Source organism: Rhizobium sp. WW22 (assembly GCF_047041135.1).
Lineage (GTDB): Bacteria > Pseudomonadota > Alphaproteobacteria > Rhizobiales > Rhizobiaceae > Rhizobium.
The window spans coordinates 1,523,635-1,537,891 of record NZ_CP178199.1; the positions used below are offsets into that span (position 1 = coordinate 1,523,635).

Annotated in this window: 12 protein-coding genes; 8 read left to right on the plus strand and 4 right to left on the minus strand. The window is 60.4% G+C overall.

Translation table 11 applies throughout. The features are described 5' to 3' along the window. Positions 1-12 precede the first annotated feature (12 nt). Positions 13-1,305 carry an L-rhamnose catabolism isomerase gene (rhaI, locus tag ACK83U_RS26025; protein WP_112603364.1) on the minus strand — a complete coding sequence of 431 codons (1,293 nt, stop codon included), beginning with the start codon at positions 1,303-1,305 and terminating at the stop codon, positions 13-15. Positions 1,306-1,528: 223 nt separating this feature from the next. Next, positions 1,529-3,625 (minus strand): bifunctional rhamnulose-1-phosphate aldolase/short-chain dehydrogenase, encoded by a 2,097-nt coding sequence (locus ACK83U_RS26030; RefSeq protein WP_112603362.1) that lies wholly within the window; start codon positions 3,623-3,625, stop codon positions 1,529-1,531. A 206-nt stretch (positions 3,626-3,831) separates the two neighbouring features. On the opposite strand from ACK83U_RS26030, the gene ACK83U_RS26035 reads away from it, so the two are divergent. The 7 genes from ACK83U_RS26035 to ACK83U_RS26065 all read left to right on the plus strand — a co-directional run bounded on the left by ACK83U_RS26035 (position 3,832) and on the right by ACK83U_RS26065 (position 11,036). Further along, entirely contained in the window at positions 3,832-4,644 is an 813-nt protein-coding gene (locus ACK83U_RS26035) for a DeoR/GlpR family DNA-binding transcription regulator (RefSeq protein ID WP_112603360.1), read from the plus strand. A gap of 53 nt (positions 4,645-4,697) precedes the next feature. After that, positions 4,698-5,693, plus strand: a complete 996-nt coding sequence (gene rhaS, locus ACK83U_RS26040) for a rhamnose ABC transporter substrate-binding protein (RefSeq protein ID WP_112603358.1) — start codon at positions 4,698-4,700, stop codon at positions 5,691-5,693. Between the two features lie 73 nt (positions 5,694-5,766). Beyond that, positions 5,767-7,302, plus strand: coding sequence for a sugar ABC transporter ATP-binding protein (locus ACK83U_RS26045; RefSeq protein ID WP_112603534.1), 1,536 nt, complete (start codon positions 5,767-5,769; stop codon positions 7,300-7,302). 11 nt (positions 7,303-7,313) lie between these two features. Beyond that, on the plus strand, positions 7,314-8,318 hold the full coding sequence (locus ACK83U_RS26050) for an ABC transporter permease (protein WP_112603356.1): 1,005 nt from the start codon (positions 7,314-7,316) through the stop codon (positions 8,316-8,318). Then, the gene (locus ACK83U_RS26055; protein ID WP_112603354.1) at positions 8,315-9,331 is read left to right on the plus strand and encodes an ABC transporter permease; all 1,017 of its coding nucleotides are present in this window, start codon (positions 8,315-8,317) and stop codon (positions 9,329-9,331) included. The genes ACK83U_RS26050 and ACK83U_RS26055 overlap by 4 nt, the downstream gene beginning before the upstream one ends. Next, positions 9,328-9,654 (plus strand): L-rhamnose mutarotase, encoded by a 327-nt coding sequence (gene rhaM / locus ACK83U_RS26060; RefSeq protein ID WP_112603352.1) that lies wholly within the window; start codon positions 9,328-9,330, stop codon positions 9,652-9,654. Before ACK83U_RS26055 ends, rhaM begins: the two co-directional genes overlap by 4 nt. After that, on the plus strand, positions 9,651-11,036 hold the full coding sequence (locus tag ACK83U_RS26065; RefSeq protein ID WP_112603350.1) for an FGGY-family carbohydrate kinase: 1,386 nt from the start codon (positions 9,651-9,653) through the stop codon (positions 11,034-11,036). The genes rhaM and ACK83U_RS26065 overlap by 4 nt, the downstream gene beginning before the upstream one ends. Here the strand turns inward: ACK83U_RS26065 and ACK83U_RS26070 are convergent. Next, positions 11,033-11,857 carry an aminoglycoside phosphotransferase family protein gene (locus ACK83U_RS26070; protein WP_112603348.1) on the minus strand — a complete coding sequence of 275 codons (825 nt, stop codon included), beginning with the start codon at positions 11,855-11,857 and terminating at the stop codon, positions 11,033-11,035. The two genes, ACK83U_RS26065 and ACK83U_RS26070, sit on opposite strands and share 4 nt — an antisense overlap. A 399-nt stretch (positions 11,858-12,256) precedes the next feature. On the opposite strand from ACK83U_RS26070, the gene ACK83U_RS26075 reads away from it, so the two are divergent. Then, positions 12,257-13,363 carry a branched-chain amino acid ABC transporter substrate-binding protein gene (locus ACK83U_RS26075; protein ID WP_112603344.1) on the plus strand — a complete coding sequence of 369 codons (1,107 nt, stop codon included), beginning with the start codon at positions 12,257-12,259 and terminating at the stop codon, positions 13,361-13,363. 52 nt (positions 13,364-13,415) lie between these two features. Here ACK83U_RS26075 and ACK83U_RS26080 read toward each other — a convergent pair whose 3' ends face one another. Continuing rightward, positions 13,416-14,240, minus strand: a complete 825-nt coding sequence (locus tag ACK83U_RS26080) for a sugar phosphate isomerase/epimerase family protein (RefSeq protein WP_112603342.1) — start codon at positions 14,238-14,240, stop codon at positions 13,416-13,418. Positions 14,241-14,257: the final 17 nt, after the last annotated feature.

Sequence of the window (14,257 nt, forward strand, 5' to 3'; positions counted from 1 at the left end):
CACCCGCTAATCTCAGATGATTCCGCCGCCACCGGCTACAGAGGCTGGCCGTTCGGCGGCAACCTTGCGGCGATAGCCGCTCGCCCTGTAAGTCGCGACCGGATCGATCGCGCCGCCCGCACGGCGGCGAGCTTCAGCGAGGATCGGCTCGACATCGGCGCGATAGGCGCGCTTCAGCGTTTCCGATGCCATCAGCGCGTCGTTCGCATCCTGATACTCGCCAAGTGCATTTCGATCGACAATCAGCGCCTGCGCATAGGCACGACGGATTTCGTTGGCGCTGGAGATCAGGCTTTCGATCGGGTCCGTGACATTGTGCGACTGGTCGATCATATGCGCTGGATTGAAGTCATTGACCCCGCGCCGTTCGGCATCGACCAACTCGTTGAAGACGAGGAAGAGGCGGTAGGGCTCGATGGCGCCGGCATCGAGATCGTCGTCGCCATACTTGGAATCGTTGAAGTGGAAACCGCCGAGCTTGCCGAACTGGATAAGGCGCGCCACGATCATCTCGATATTGGTATTCGGCGCGTGGTGACCGAGATCGACCAGGCACTGCGCCTTGGGGCCGAGTGTCTGCGCGATCAGATAGTTGGTGCCCCAATCCTGAACGACCGTGGAATAGAAGGCCGGCTCATACATCTTATGCTCGGAAAACAGCCGCCAATCATCTGGAAGCGCCTTGTAGATATCGGCCATGGCGGAAAGATAGCGCTCGAAGGCCATGGTGAAATTGGTCTGGCCGGGGAAATTCGAGCCGTCGCCGATCCACACCGTCAGCGCCTTAGAGCCAATGGCCTTGCCGATCTCGATGCATTCGATGTTGTGCTCGACGGCCTGGGCGCGGGTTGCCGCATTGACATGGCTCAGCGAACCGAACTTGTATGAATGCGCCTGGCCGGGCGCGTCGGAGAACGTATTGGAGTTCATGGCGTCAAAGCTGAGGCCGAGCGCATCGCCTTTCGCCTTCAGTTCGCGCGGATCGGCCTTATCCCAGGGGATATGCAGCGAAACCTTCGGCGTTGCCCGCGTCAGCTGCTGGATGACGGCGCAATCGTCGAGCTTGTCGAAGATGCCGCGCGGCTCGCCGGTGCCTGGGAAGCGGGCAAAGCGCGTGCCGCCGGTGCCGACGCCCCAGGACGGGACCGCAACGAAGAATTCGGAGACCTTCCGGGTCACGGCTTCGATATCGACGCTGCGGCGGGCGAGCGTGGCGCCAAGCGCCTCATAGTCGGATTTCAGCGCAGCGGCGCGCTTGTCGTTTTCTGCAGCAACCAGATCGGGCGCAATTCTAAACTCGGCCATTCTTTCCTCCCAAATGCGTCATTCGAAACATTACAGCCTCTCGACTGGCTGTTCCATCTTCTCCCCACCGGGGAGAGGATGCCCAAGGGGCAGATGAGGGGGAGTGAGGAGCATAGCGACTCACATCTTGAGCGTAAGCGAAAGATAGAACCACATTTGCAGCCCCCTCATCCGACCCTTCGGGCCACCTTCTCCCGCTGGGGAGAAGGAAAAATGTAGCCAACTAGCGCGTGAAGCTCTGCGCGTTGCCGGCATCAACGTTGATGATATTACCCGTCGACTTGGCGGAAAGATCCGAAGCCAGGAAGTAGATCGCCTCGGCAATGTCCTCGGGGAAAACATTGAGCTTCAGCATCGAGCGCTTGCGGTAATGTTCCTCCAGCTCGTCCACCTCGATCTTCGAGGAGGCGGCACGCTGCTCGCGCCATTCGCCGTTCCAGATCTTCGAGCCGCGCAGGACGGCGTCGGGATTGACCGTATTCACGCGGATGCCGGCTTCAGCACCCTCGAGCGCCAGGCAGCGGGCCAGATGGATTTCGGCGGCTTTGGCCGTGCAATAGGCGGCCGCATTCGGCGAGGAGGCCAAACCGTTCTTCGATGCGACGAAGACGACGTTACCACCGAGATTCTGGCGGCGGAACAGCCGGAAGGCTTCGCGCGAGACGAGGAAATAGCCGGTCGCGAGGATATCGATATTGCGGTTCCACATCGAAAGCTCGGTGCTTTCGATCGGTGCTGACGATGCGATGCCAGCATTCGATACCAGAATGTCGACCCCGCCGAATTCGACGCAAGCCTCGGCAAAGGCGGCAATGACGGCATCTTCCTTCGTCACGTCAAGCTTGACGCTGCGCACCGCATCAGCGCCGTATCTCTTGGCAAAATCCGCCTGGGTACCCTCAAGTGCCGCCTGGTCGATGTCAGCCAGAACAACACAGGCGCCCTCGTCCACCAGCCGCGCCGCCGTGGCGCGGCCGATGCCGCCGGCGCCGCCGGTGACGAAGGCAACACGGCCGGCGAGGCTCTTCGGCTTCGGCATGCGCTGCAGTTTCGCCTCCTCCAGCAGCCAATATTCGATATCGAAGGCTTCCTGCTCCGGCAGGCCCTGATATTCGGAGACGGTCGAGGCGCCGCGCATGACGTTGATGGCGTTGACATAGAACTCGCCGGCAATACGGGCGGTCGCCTTGTCGCGGGCAAAGGACAGCATGCCGACGCCGGGAACGAGGAAGATCACCGGGTTCGGGTCGCGCATGGCCGGCGAGTTGTCATGTTTGCAATCGTTATAGTAGCGCGCGTAGTCGGCGCGGTAATCTTCCAGCGCCTTGTCGAGACCGGCGATCACTGCATCGACATCGGGCTTGGCCGGATCGAAATCGACGATCAACGGGCGGATCTTGGTGCGCAGGAAATGGTCCGGGCAGCTGGTGCCGAGCGCGCCGAGCGGGCGAAGATTCTTCGAATTGACGAATTCGAGCACCGCATCCTGATCGTCGAAATCGCCGAGCTTGCGCTCGGCCTTGCCGATGCGGCCGCGGATTTCCGGCATCAGCCGGGCAGCGATGGCACGACGCTGCGCTTGCGGCAGGCTCTCGACAGCAGTGCCGCCGAAAATGGTCTTGCCTTCCGTCTTGGCGGCGAACCATTCGATTGCCTTGTTGATGATGGCGAGCGTCAGCTCGTAGCACTCCTTGGCATCATTGGCCCAGGTGAAGAGGCCATGACTTTCGAGTACGACGCCCTTGGCATTCGGATGTGCCTTGACGAAGGCTTCGAGATCAAGACCGAGCTGGAAACCGGGGCGACGCCAAGGGAGCCAGCCGATCTCGTCGCCGAAGATTTCACGCGTCAGTTCGCGTGAGTTCTTGGAGGCGGCAATGGCGATGATGGCGTCGGGATGCATGTGATCGACATGGGTGAACGGCACGAAACCATGCAGCGGCGTATCGATCGAAGCGGCGCGGGCATTGAGATTGAAGGTGCAATGCGGCAGGAAGCCGACCATGCGATCCTCGTCGGCAACGCCCTGATAGATATTCTTCAGGCTGTCGAGCTTGTCCTGATAGAGCGTCGCGAAACCATCGAGCTTGATGGTGCCGACATCGCCGCCAGAGCCCTTGACCCAGAGCACCTTGACCTTCTCGCCGGAGAGCGGATCGGTTTCCATGACCTTGGCCGACGTGTTGCCGCCGCCGTAGTTGGTGATACGCTTGTCGGCACCGAGCAGATTCGACCGATAAAGCAGCTTGCCCGGCTCATCCAAGCCTACCGCATACGCATCATCCCAACGGTTCTTCAGAAGCTGAACGCCAGCCGCCATGTCATCCTCCCTTGAAATCAAGTCTTTCAGGCGGACCAGATCATATGGAGCCGCCCTTTGTGAGCAGGGTATCGCTCACGTATAGTCACCTTGTCAATCGAAAACGATCAAATTCGATAATGCTGCGATGCAATATGAAAGTTTATGATCGTTTATGATTGACACATTGTCATATTTGCGAAATAACCGCCGACAAGGAGGAGCCAATGCACGAACGCGAACGCCATCGCATTATCCTGAGCGCCGTACAGGAAAAGTCTGTCGTGACGATTCAGGATATTTCCGAGCTGACCGAGGCTTCGGAAGCGACGATACGCCGTGATATCGCTGCCCTGCACGTGCAGGGAAAGATCCGGCGCGTGCGCGGCGGCGCGGAATCGATCCATCCCCCACAGCTCGGCAATCTGGCAGCGCGACCGTTCCGTGTATCCGAAGCCGTCAACATCGATAGGAAACGTGCAATTGCGCGCAAGGCCGCCGAACTCTGCAATCCCGGCGATGCCATCATCATCAACGGCGGCACGACTACGTTCCAGCTGGTGCACTATATCTCGGCCTTCCGGCTGCAAGTGATGACGAATTCCTTCGCCATCGCCGAACATCTGGTCAAACATTCGAAGAACAACGTGACGGTGCCGGGCGGCGCGATCTATCGCGAGCAGAGCCTGATCCTCTCGCCCTTCGACAACGACACGATCCGAAATTTCTATGCGCGGCGCATGTTCGTTGGTGCACAGGGCGTAGGCCCGCTCGGCGTCATGGAAGCCGACGCGCTGGTCATCCAGAGCGAGCAGAAGCTGATGCGCCAGGCCGACGAGCTCGTCGTCATGGTGGATTCGAGCAAGTTCCGCCAGCGCTCTAGCCTGATCCTTTGTCCGCTCGAACAGGTCTCAACCATCATTACCGATGACGGCGTAACCGCCGAAACCGTGCGCATGATCGAGGATGCGGGTATTTCGCTCATTATTGCAAATGTTTCGGCTCAGGCCGAGGAGGAGGATTCCCCGTCGGTCGCGTGAGACGCGCGGCCGAAATGGGGTGAGCATGCCTATTAACTTTGGGAGGAAGTGACATGAATATAGCAAAGAAACTGGCGATCGGCGTCGCGCTCGCCGCGACACTGATGGCCGGCGCGGCAAGTGCAAAGGACGTCAAGATCGGTCTCGTCGTGAAGTCGCTGGGCAACGGCTTCTTCGAGGCCGCCAACAAGGGCGCGCAGGAAGCAGCCAAAGATCTCGGAGGCGTGCAGGTGATCTACACCGGCCCGACCTCGACCACGGCCGAGGGCCAGATCGAAGTGATCAACTCGCTGATCGCGCAGGGCGTCGATGCCATCGCAATTTCCGCAAACGATCCCGACGCAGTCGTCCCGGCACTGAAGAAGGCGGCACAGCGCGGCATTAAGGTCATCTCCTGGGATTCCGGTGTCGCCAAGGCCGGTCGCATCCTGCAGCTGAACCCCTCGTCCAACGAGCTGATCGGCAAGATGTGCCTGACACTCGCCAAGGATCACCTCGACGGCGGCAAGGGCGACTTCGCCATCCTGTCGGCAACGACCACCTCGACCAACCAGAATATCTGGATCGGCGAGATGAAGAAGCAGCTGAAGGATTTCCCGGGCCTCAATCTGGTGACAACAGTCTATGGCGACGACCTCTCGGACAAGAGCTATCGTGAAGCCCAGGGCCTCCTGACCTCGCATCCGGAAGTCAAGGTCATCGTCGCCCCGACGACCGTCGGCGTGCTTGCCGCTTCGCAGGCCGTCAAGGACGCCGGCAAGATCGGTAAGGTCTATGTGACCGGTCTCGGCCTGCCATCCGAAATGGCCGGTGCCATCAAGTCCGGCGCGACCAAGGAATTCGCGATCTGGAACCCGATCGATCTCGGCTATTCCGCAACGCAGATCGCCTACCGCCTCGTCAAGGGCGAGACCGACGGCAAGCCGGGCAGCGAGATCGATGCCGGCCGCATGGGCAAGATCAAGGTCGGCGAAAACGGCGAAGCCGCCATGGCCGATCCGTTCGTCTACAACGCTTCGAACATCGATCAGTTCTCCAAGGTTTTCTGATCGAAAATCGAACTCGCAGCTCTCCGGCGGCATCAGCCGCCGGACCTGGTTTCACTGATCCGGTACATTGCTGATGACCACAGTCCTTCAACGCTCCATCGCGGACGCACCAACCGCGGACAATCAGGCCATTTTGGAGATGCGCGGCATTTCCCAGATCTTCCCCGGCGTGAAAGCGCTGGATGGCGTCAGCATTTCGCTTTACCCCGGTAAGGTCACCGCCCTCATCGGTGAGAACGGCGCCGGCAAATCGACACTCGTTAAAATCCTAACAGGTATCTATCGTCCGAACGAAGGCGAGATCCTTGTCGACGGCAAACCAACGGCTTTCGCCAGTGCGCAGGCGGCCATCGATGCCGGCGTCACGGCCATTCATCAGGAAACGGTGCTCTTCGACGAGCTGACTGTTGCCGAAAACATCTTTCTCGGTCATGCGCCGCGCACATCCTGGCGCACCATCGATTGGAAGACGATGAACAGCCGATCGAAAGAGCTTCTCCAATCGCTGGAAAGCGCCATCGACCCCACGACCCGATTGAAAGACCTCTCCATTGCTCAGCGCCATCTCGTAGCAATCGCGCGCGCTCTGTCGATCGAGGCCCGCATCGTCATCATGGACGAGCCCACAGCGGCCCTTTCCCGCAAGGAGATCGACGATCTCTTTCGCATCGTCGAGGGATTGAAGGCGAAGGGTAAGGCGATCCTCTTCATCAGCCACAAGTTCGATGAACTTTATGAAATCGCCGATAATTTCGTCGTCTTTCGAGACGGCCGCGCCGTTGGCCATGGCGAGCTGAAGACGACTCCGCAGGACGAGATCGTCCGCATGATGGTCGGCCGCGACGTCAAGGACGCCTTTCCGAAAGTGCCTGTCACAATCGGGGTCACCGTTCTCGAAGTCGACAACTACTGTCACCGCACCGAATTCCGCGACATTTCCTTCAAGCTTCGGCGCGGCGAGATCCTCGGCGTCTACGGCCTGATCGGCGCCGGACGCTCCGAGCTTTGCCAATCACTCTTCGGCATCACCAAACCGCTGTCCGGGCGTCTGACGCTCGACGGGCAGGAAATCAAGGTGCACTCGCCGCAGGACGCCATTGCTGCCGGCATCGTCTATGTGCCGGAAGAGCGCGGCCGCCATGGCCTGGCGCTGCCGATGCCGATCTATCAGAACATGTCGCTCCCGTCGCTCGGACGCACCTCCCGCAAAGGGTTTCTGAAGGCGGCCAATGAGTTCGCTCTCGCCCGTAAATATGCCGAAAGGCTCGATCTGCGCGCCGCCGCCCTATCCGTGCCTGTGGGAACGCTCTCCGGCGGAAACCAGCAGAAGGTGGTCATCGGCAAGTGGCTGGCGACGCAGCCGAAGATCATCATTCTGGACGAGCCTACCAAGGGCATCGATATCGGCTCGAAGGCGGCCGTCCATGGCTTCATCAGCGAGCTGGCGGCCGAAGGCCTCAGCATCATCATGATCTCTTCCGAACTTCCCGAGATCCTCGGCATGTCAGATCGCGTCCTGGTCATGAAGGAAGGCCTGTCCGCAGGCCTGTTCGAGCGCGAAGGGCTAACGCCGGAGACCCTGGTGCGCGCCGCCACGGGAAATGCTTAAGGAGGGACAGGATGCCACGCATCCTTAAAAAGCGCGAAACACTGCTCGCCATCATCATCATTGTGATGATCGCCGGTTTTGCAACCCGTGCGGCCGGCTTTGCCGAGCCCGCCAATCTCGCCAATATCTTCAACGATACGTCGATCCTCATCATCCTGGCCCTTGCCCAGATGACTGTGATCCTGACGAAATCGATCGATCTATCCGTCGCGGCCAACCTGGCACTGACCGGTATGGCGGTTGCGATGCTGAACGCCGCCTATCCCGATATTCCGCTGGTCGCACTCATCGTGATGGCAATCCTGATGGGCGCGGCTCTCGGCGCCATCAACGGCTATCTCGTCTGGGCTTTGGAAATCCCGCCGATCGTCGTCACGCTCGGCACCCTCACGATCTATCGCGGCATGGCCTTCGTGCTGTCGGGCGGTGCCTGGGTCAATGCCCACCAATTCACGCCGATCTTTTTGAACGTCCCGCGCACGCCGCTTCTCGGCCTGCCGGTGCTAGCCTGGATCGGCATCGCAATCGTGCTGATGATGTATCTGGTGCTGCGCTACACGCAGTTCGGCCGCTCGGCCTATGCGAGCGGCGGCAATCCGGTCGCCGCCGTCTATGCCGGCATTGATGTCGGCTGGACCCGGTTCCTCGCCTTCGTTCTCTCCGGCGCGCTCGCCGGGCTCAGCGGCTACCTTTGGGTATCGCGCTACGCGGTCGCCTATGTCGATATCGCCAACGGTTTCGAACTCGATAGCGTCGCCGCCTGCGTCATCGGTGGCATTTCGATTGCCGGCGGCGTTGGCTCGGTCGCCGGCGCGGTGCTCGGCGCCCTCTTCCTCGGCGTCATCAAGAACGCCCTTCCGGTCATCGGCATCTCGCCATTCACGCAGATGGCGATATCAGGCACCGTCATCATACTTGCCGTCGTCTTCAACGCCCGGCGAGAACGCAACCGCGGCCGCATCATCCTGCGCGATCAGGCCGCAAAGGACGCCGCCAGCCAGGGAGCACACGCATGAGCAACGGTTCGCAAGCGGCAACCGCGGAAAAGCGCGCCATTCCGGATCGCCTCGGCACGCCCTTCAAGCGCATCTTGGCGAGCTGGGAAACGCTGCTTTTTGGCGTCGCTGTCGCGATCTTCATCTTCAATTCACTGGCCTCGCCCTATTTCCTGGATCCCTTCAACCTCTCGGACGCGACCTTCAATTTCACCGAAAAGGCGATGATCGCCTTTGCCATGGCGCTGCTCGTCATCGCTGGCGAAATCGACCTTTCGGTCGCAGCCATCATCGCGCTCGCCTCGACGGCCATGGGGGCCGCCGCGCAACTGGGCGTCGATACGCCCGGCCTCGTCGCGATCGGTATCGGCGTGGGCCTAGTCTGCGGGATCTTCAACGGCTTTTTGGTTTCTGTGCTGAAGCTGCCGTCGATCGTCGTTACCATTGGCACGATGAGCCTGTTTCGCGGCATTTCCTATATCGTTCTCGGGGACCAGGCCTATGGCAACTATCCGGATAGTTTCGCCTATTTTGGCCAGGGCTATGTCGTCTGGGTCTTCTCCTTCGAATTCGTGCTCTTCATCGTGCTCGCGATCGCTTTTGCAATTCTGCTACATGCGACGAATTTCGGCCGGCAGGTCTATACGATCGGCAACAATGATTTTGCCGCGCGCTTCTCCGGCATTCCGGTCGAGCGGGTCAAGTTCATCCTATTTCTGCTCACCGGCATCATGAGCGGCATCGCAGCCGTCTGCCTCACCTCGCGCCTTGGCTCCACGCGTCCGTCGATCGCGCTCGGCTGGGAGTTGGAAGTGGTCACCATGGTTGTGCTCGGCGGCGTATCGATCCTCGGCGGCTCCGGCACGATCGGCGGTGTCGTCATCGCCGCTTTCGTCATGGGCCTGGTCACCTTCGGCCTCGGCCTGCTCAACGTGCCGGGCATCGTCATGTCGATTTTCATCGGCCTCCTCCTCATCATCACCATCGCGCTGCCGATCGTCGCCCGCCGCATCAGGACCATGAGTTCCAAATGACCGCTGCTCTCGAACGCCACGCCTTCAAGATGACGCTCAATCCAGGCATGGAAGCAGAATACCGGAAGCGCCATGATGAAATCTGGCCCCAGCTGGTGGATCTGCTGCATCAGGCCGGCGTCAGCGATTATTCTATCCATCTCGATCGCAACACGAACACGCTTTTCGGCGTGTTGACGCGGCCGAAGGATCATTCCATGGCCAGCCTGCCCGAACATCCGGTCATGAAGAAATGGTGGGCGCACATGGCCGATATCATGGCGACCAATCCCGATAATTCGCCCATTCAGAGCGATCTCATCACGGTCTTCCATCTGCCATGAACACCGAGACAGCCTACCGCCACATCGCCGTCATCGACATCGGCAAGACCAACGCCAAGGTCGTTGTGCTGGATGCCGGGACAGGTGCCGAGATCGCCACCGTCAGGACCGCAAACAGCGTTCTGAAGTCGGGTCCTTATCCGCATTACGATACTGAAGGGTTATGGGACTTCATCATCTCGGCACTGAAGGGCTTTGTCCGCGCGCCAGGCTTCGACGCCATATCGATCACCACCCATGGCGCATCCGCTGTAATGCTTTCAGCCAATGGCAGCCTCGCTATGCCGGTTCTCGACTATGAGCATGGCTATCCGCAAGCCATTCAGAACGCCTACAGCCAGTTGCGCCCCAAGTTTGCCGAGACGTTTTCACCCGGATTGTCGGTTGGCCTCAATGTTGGCGCCCAAATCCACTATATGAAAAGCACCTTTCCGGCTGATTTCGCCCATGTCGCGACGATCCTGACCTATCCGCAATATTGGGCGTTTCGCCTGAGCGGCGTTGCCTCCAACGAAGTGACGTCGCTCGGCTGCCACACCGATCTCTGGAACCCGACGACGCAAAGCTATTCGTCTCTCGTCGACGCGCTTGGCATTCGCGGGCTGATGGCGCCGATCCGTTCGGCTTTCGACGCGCTTGGACCGGTCTTGCCGGCACTCGCTGCGGATATGGGTCTCACCAAACCGGTGCCGGTCTATTGCGGCATTCACGATTCCAACGCTTCGCTTCTGCCCCATCTGGTCGAGAACGAAGCCCCCTTTGCCGTTGTCTCGACGGGGACATGGGTGATCAGTTTTGGCGTCGGCGGCGATCTCGACCATCTCGATCCCGCCCGCGATACTCTTGCGAATGTCGATGCCTTTGGCCGCACCGTGCCATCAGCCCGCTTCATGGGTGGCCGCGAATTCGAGATTCTGGCTGCCGAAATCGGCACGGCATCACCCGATGCGGTCGAAGCCGCTATCGAGGCGGTAATCGAGAGGGGCCTCATGCTGCTGCCCAACGTCGTTGAAGGATCGGGTCCCTTTCCCGGCCGCAGGCGGCGCTGGATTGCGGATCATGCCGCGAGCAATGCCGAACGCCTTGCCGCCGTCAGCCTCTATCTCGCGCTGATGACGGAAGCCTGTCTCGGTCTGATCGGCGCTAAAGGACCGATCTTCGTCGAGGGTCCTTTTGCTATCAACCATGCCTATCTCAAAGCCCTGTCTGCTTTGACGAATAGCGACGTTATCGCGCTAGCGGGCTCGACAGGCACCAGCCAGGGGGCAGCGTTACTGACGGGCATCCGCCCTGCGACAACAACGGAAAACTCGCCGGTTCGCGCCGAACTGGCTGGGTTGGCGCGCTATCGGCAGTTCTGGCGCGACGCTTTGATCGCTTAAGCCCCGGTCCCGGATAGTTCGGCAGCCGCGATTTCGGCAACATGCAGCGTTGGCTGGACGTGCTCGTCCTCGCCATCTTCGATCAGCCAGGCAGCCGAGAGGCCGGCCCAGGCAATGACCCACCGCAACAGGCGTCCGCGCTCCATTCCCGCCGCCTCGGCAACGACAGTCACTTGCCGGGCAAGACGGCCGGGAGATGTGGCGACGGCATTATCCGGATTGCAGAACAGATTGGCGTAATCGAAGCCGCGTTCGCCCACGAGCCCCTTCGGGTCGATCGCGAGCCAGCCGCGCTCGGCAAAGTCCAGAATATTGCCGTGATGAATGTCTCCATGCAGGGCTACGATATCGCGAGGCTCCGACAACAGCGCGCGGGCGACAACTGCGGACTGGACGAAAATACCGCCTTCACAATGAGCCATCGCTTCGAGCGAACGAAACCGGTGGACAAGCGGAATCAATTGCGGCAGGGCGCCTCCGCGAGAGGCATGAAGCCCAGCGACGGCTTTGCAGATGATCCGGGTTGCATCGTCGTCCTCGCCATTCCTTGCCATCTCGGCAAGTGAGCGGCTGCCTGTCGCCCGTTCGAGCAGGATAGCGTCGTCCTGATGTTCGAGAACGCGCGCAGCACCAATGCCATTCCACCAGACCATCAGTTCGGCACCCGATTTCTCCTCCGGCGCGTCCGCGATCTTCAGCATCGCTGGCTCGCCGTCACGACGCACGGGAAAAAGCCGGCTGGAATGCGTCACGATCGGAGCGCCGTCGGGGATCAGCCGCCAGATGTCAAAATAGACCTTCGAATCGTCATTCTCGTTCACGCTATACCGATCTCCTTGGCGCGGGCCGCGCCATGATAGGCGCCGCGGCTTATGTGGATCCGCGGCATGAAGATTTCCACCTTCAGATCCGCCTCGCCTTGCCGCCCTATTACGTAGGCCCTTGCGGCAGGCAGGCAACAACTATCCCTCGTCAAAATTTTCGGGAAAACGCTAAAATTGTCTTGGCGACGGTTATTTTCTTGCGGAATCGGCCCAATATTCCTACAGAAAATACCCTTATGAGCGCTTTCGAGATCAAAAAATGTCCGAAAGGGCCCATCGGCCTCGATATCAGCTCTGTCTTTTCCAAAAGAACGCCTTACGGCAGTTTGCGCGTCGAGACAGGCGATTGCGGGCGGGTTCAAAGGGCGCTGCCGCGCCTATCCAAGGAGAGCTAACATGAGTCTGAAGACATTGACGGCCGCGACCTTCGTCGCTTCGCTGGCCTTCGCACCTCTCGCACATGCGGACATCACCATCGGCCTCATTGCGCCGCTGACCGGCCCGGTCGCAGCTTACGGTGACCAGGTCAAGAACGGCGCGCAGACCGCTATCGAAGAAATCAACAAGAACGGCGGCGTTCTCGGCCAGAAGCTCGTTCTGAAGCTCGGCGATGATGCCGGCGATCCGAAGCAGGGCGTATCGGTCGCCAACGGCTTTGTCGGCGACAGCATCCGCTTCGTCGTCGGCCCGGTCACTTCGGGCGTCGCCATTCCGGTTTCCGACGCGCTTGCCGAAAACGGCATCCTGATGGTCACGCCGACTGCGACCGCCCCAGGCCTGACCAATCGCGGCCTGACCAACGTCCTGCGTACCTGCGGCCGTGACGACCAGCAGGCCGTCGTTGCCGGCGAGTATGTCGTGAAGAACTTCAAGGATAAGAAGATCGCGATCCTCAACGACAAGGGCGCTTACGGCAAGGGCCTCGCGGATGCCTTCAAGGCAGCGATCAACAAGGGCGGTATCACCGAGGTCCTGAACGATTCCTTGACCCCGGGCGAAAAGGACTACAGCTCCCTGACGGCGAAGCTGAAACAGGCTGGCGTCGAAGTCATCTATTTCGGCGGTTATCATCCGGAAGCAGGCCTTCTGGCCCGCCAGTTGCACGACATCTCCGTCAAGGCGCAGATTATCGGCGGCGACGGCCTTTCGAACACCGAATATTGGGCAATCGCCAATGATTCCGCGGCCGGCACGCTCTTCACGAATGCGTCTGATGCACTGAAGAACCCGGATTCGCAGAGCGCCGTCGCTGCCCTCAAGGCCCGCAATATCCCGGCCGAAGCCTTCACGCTGAACGCCTATGCCGCCGTGCAGGTGCTGAAGGCCGGCATCGAGAAGGCCGGCAAGGCGGATGATGCCGAAGCTGTCGGCGCTGCGCTGAAGAAGGGCGAACCGATCGATACCGCCATCGGCAAGGTCACCTACGGCGAAACCGGCGACCTGACATCGCAGAGCTTCTCGCTCTACAAGTGGGAAGGCGGCAAGATCGTTTCGGCCGAGTAAGCCGTCACGTCATCGCTTTGGAATGGAACCGGGCCGCCTGGGGGACTGCGGCTCAACAAACGGTGCGGAAGCGCTCGATGCAGGTGGAGAGAACCTCCTCACCCGGCCGCTTCCACCAATTATTCTGAGAGAATATTTCCACCTCCTGCAGGCCGAAAAAGCCGGCCTTCTCGATCTCGGCGCGGATGCGCTTCAAGTCGATGACGCCGTCACCCATCATGCCGCGATCAAGCAGCAGGTCCGTGGTCGGCACCAGCCAATCACAGATGTGATGCGCCAGGATGCGGCCGCGAGCGCCGGCGCGCGCGATCTGTTCATAAAGCTTCGGGTCCCACCAGACATGGTAGACATCGATCGCGACACCGATGCCTTCGCCCAGAAGATCGCAGATGTCGAGCGCCTGCTCCAGCGTGTTCACGCAGGCGCGGTCGGCCGCATACATTGGATGCAGCGGCTCGATCGCGAGCGGAATGCCGGAGCTGCGCGCATACGGCAGGATCGCGGCGATACCATCGGCCACCATCTCGCGGGCGTGAACGATATCCTTCGATCCCTCTGGTACGCCTCCGACGACGAGAACCAGGCAATCGGCATTCAGCGCCGCCGCTTCGTCGATCGCCCGCTTGTTGTCGTCGATTGCCGCCGCTCTGCTCTCGGCGCTTGCGGCAGGAAACATGCCGCCGCGGCAAAGCCCGGTGACTTTCAACCTGTTATCGGCGACGATGCGGGCAGCTTCGGAAAGACCGATCTTATGCACCTGATCGCGCCAGGGCGCGATCGCGACGATATCCTGCTTCAGGCAGGCCTCGACCGCCTGGCGCATATCATATTGCTGGCGCACCGTCGCCAAATTGATGGACAGACCCTCAATGGCCATGGCGATTTCCTCCTCCG

Bases quoted from the DNA above. Each gene is read 5' to 3' on its own strand.
- rhaI (WP_112603364.1), bottom strand. From the start codon at position 1,305: ATGGCCGAGTTTAGAATTGCGCCCGATCTGGTTGCTGCAGAAAACGAC.
- ACK83U_RS26030 (WP_112603362.1), bottom strand. From the start codon at position 3,625: ATGGCGGCTGGCGTTCAGCTTCTGAAGAACCGTTGGGATGATGCGTAT.
- ACK83U_RS26035 (WP_112603360.1), top strand. From the start codon at position 3,832: ATGCACGAACGCGAACGCCATCGCATTATCCTGAGCGCCGTACAGGAA.
- rhaS (WP_112603358.1), top strand. From the start codon at position 4,698: ATGAATATAGCAAAGAAACTGGCGATCGGCGTCGCGCTCGCCGCGACA.
- ACK83U_RS26045 (WP_112603534.1), top strand. From the start codon at position 5,767: ATGACCACAGTCCTTCAACGCTCCATCGCGGACGCACCAACCGCGGAC.
- ACK83U_RS26050 (WP_112603356.1), top strand. From the start codon at position 7,314: ATGCCACGCATCCTTAAAAAGCGCGAAACACTGCTCGCCATCATCATC.
- ACK83U_RS26055 (WP_112603354.1), top strand. From the start codon at position 8,315: ATGAGCAACGGTTCGCAAGCGGCAACCGCGGAAAAGCGCGCCATTCCG.
- rhaM (WP_112603352.1), top strand. From the start codon at position 9,328: ATGACCGCTGCTCTCGAACGCCACGCCTTCAAGATGACGCTCAATCCA.
- ACK83U_RS26065 (WP_112603350.1), top strand. From the start codon at position 9,651: ATGAACACCGAGACAGCCTACCGCCACATCGCCGTCATCGACATCGGC.
- ACK83U_RS26075 (WP_112603344.1), top strand. From the start codon at position 12,257: ATGAGTCTGAAGACATTGACGGCCGCGACCTTCGTCGCTTCGCTGGCC.
- ACK83U_RS26080 (WP_112603342.1), bottom strand. From the start codon at position 14,240: ATGGCCATTGAGGGTCTGTCCATCAATTTGGCGACGGTGCGCCAGCAA.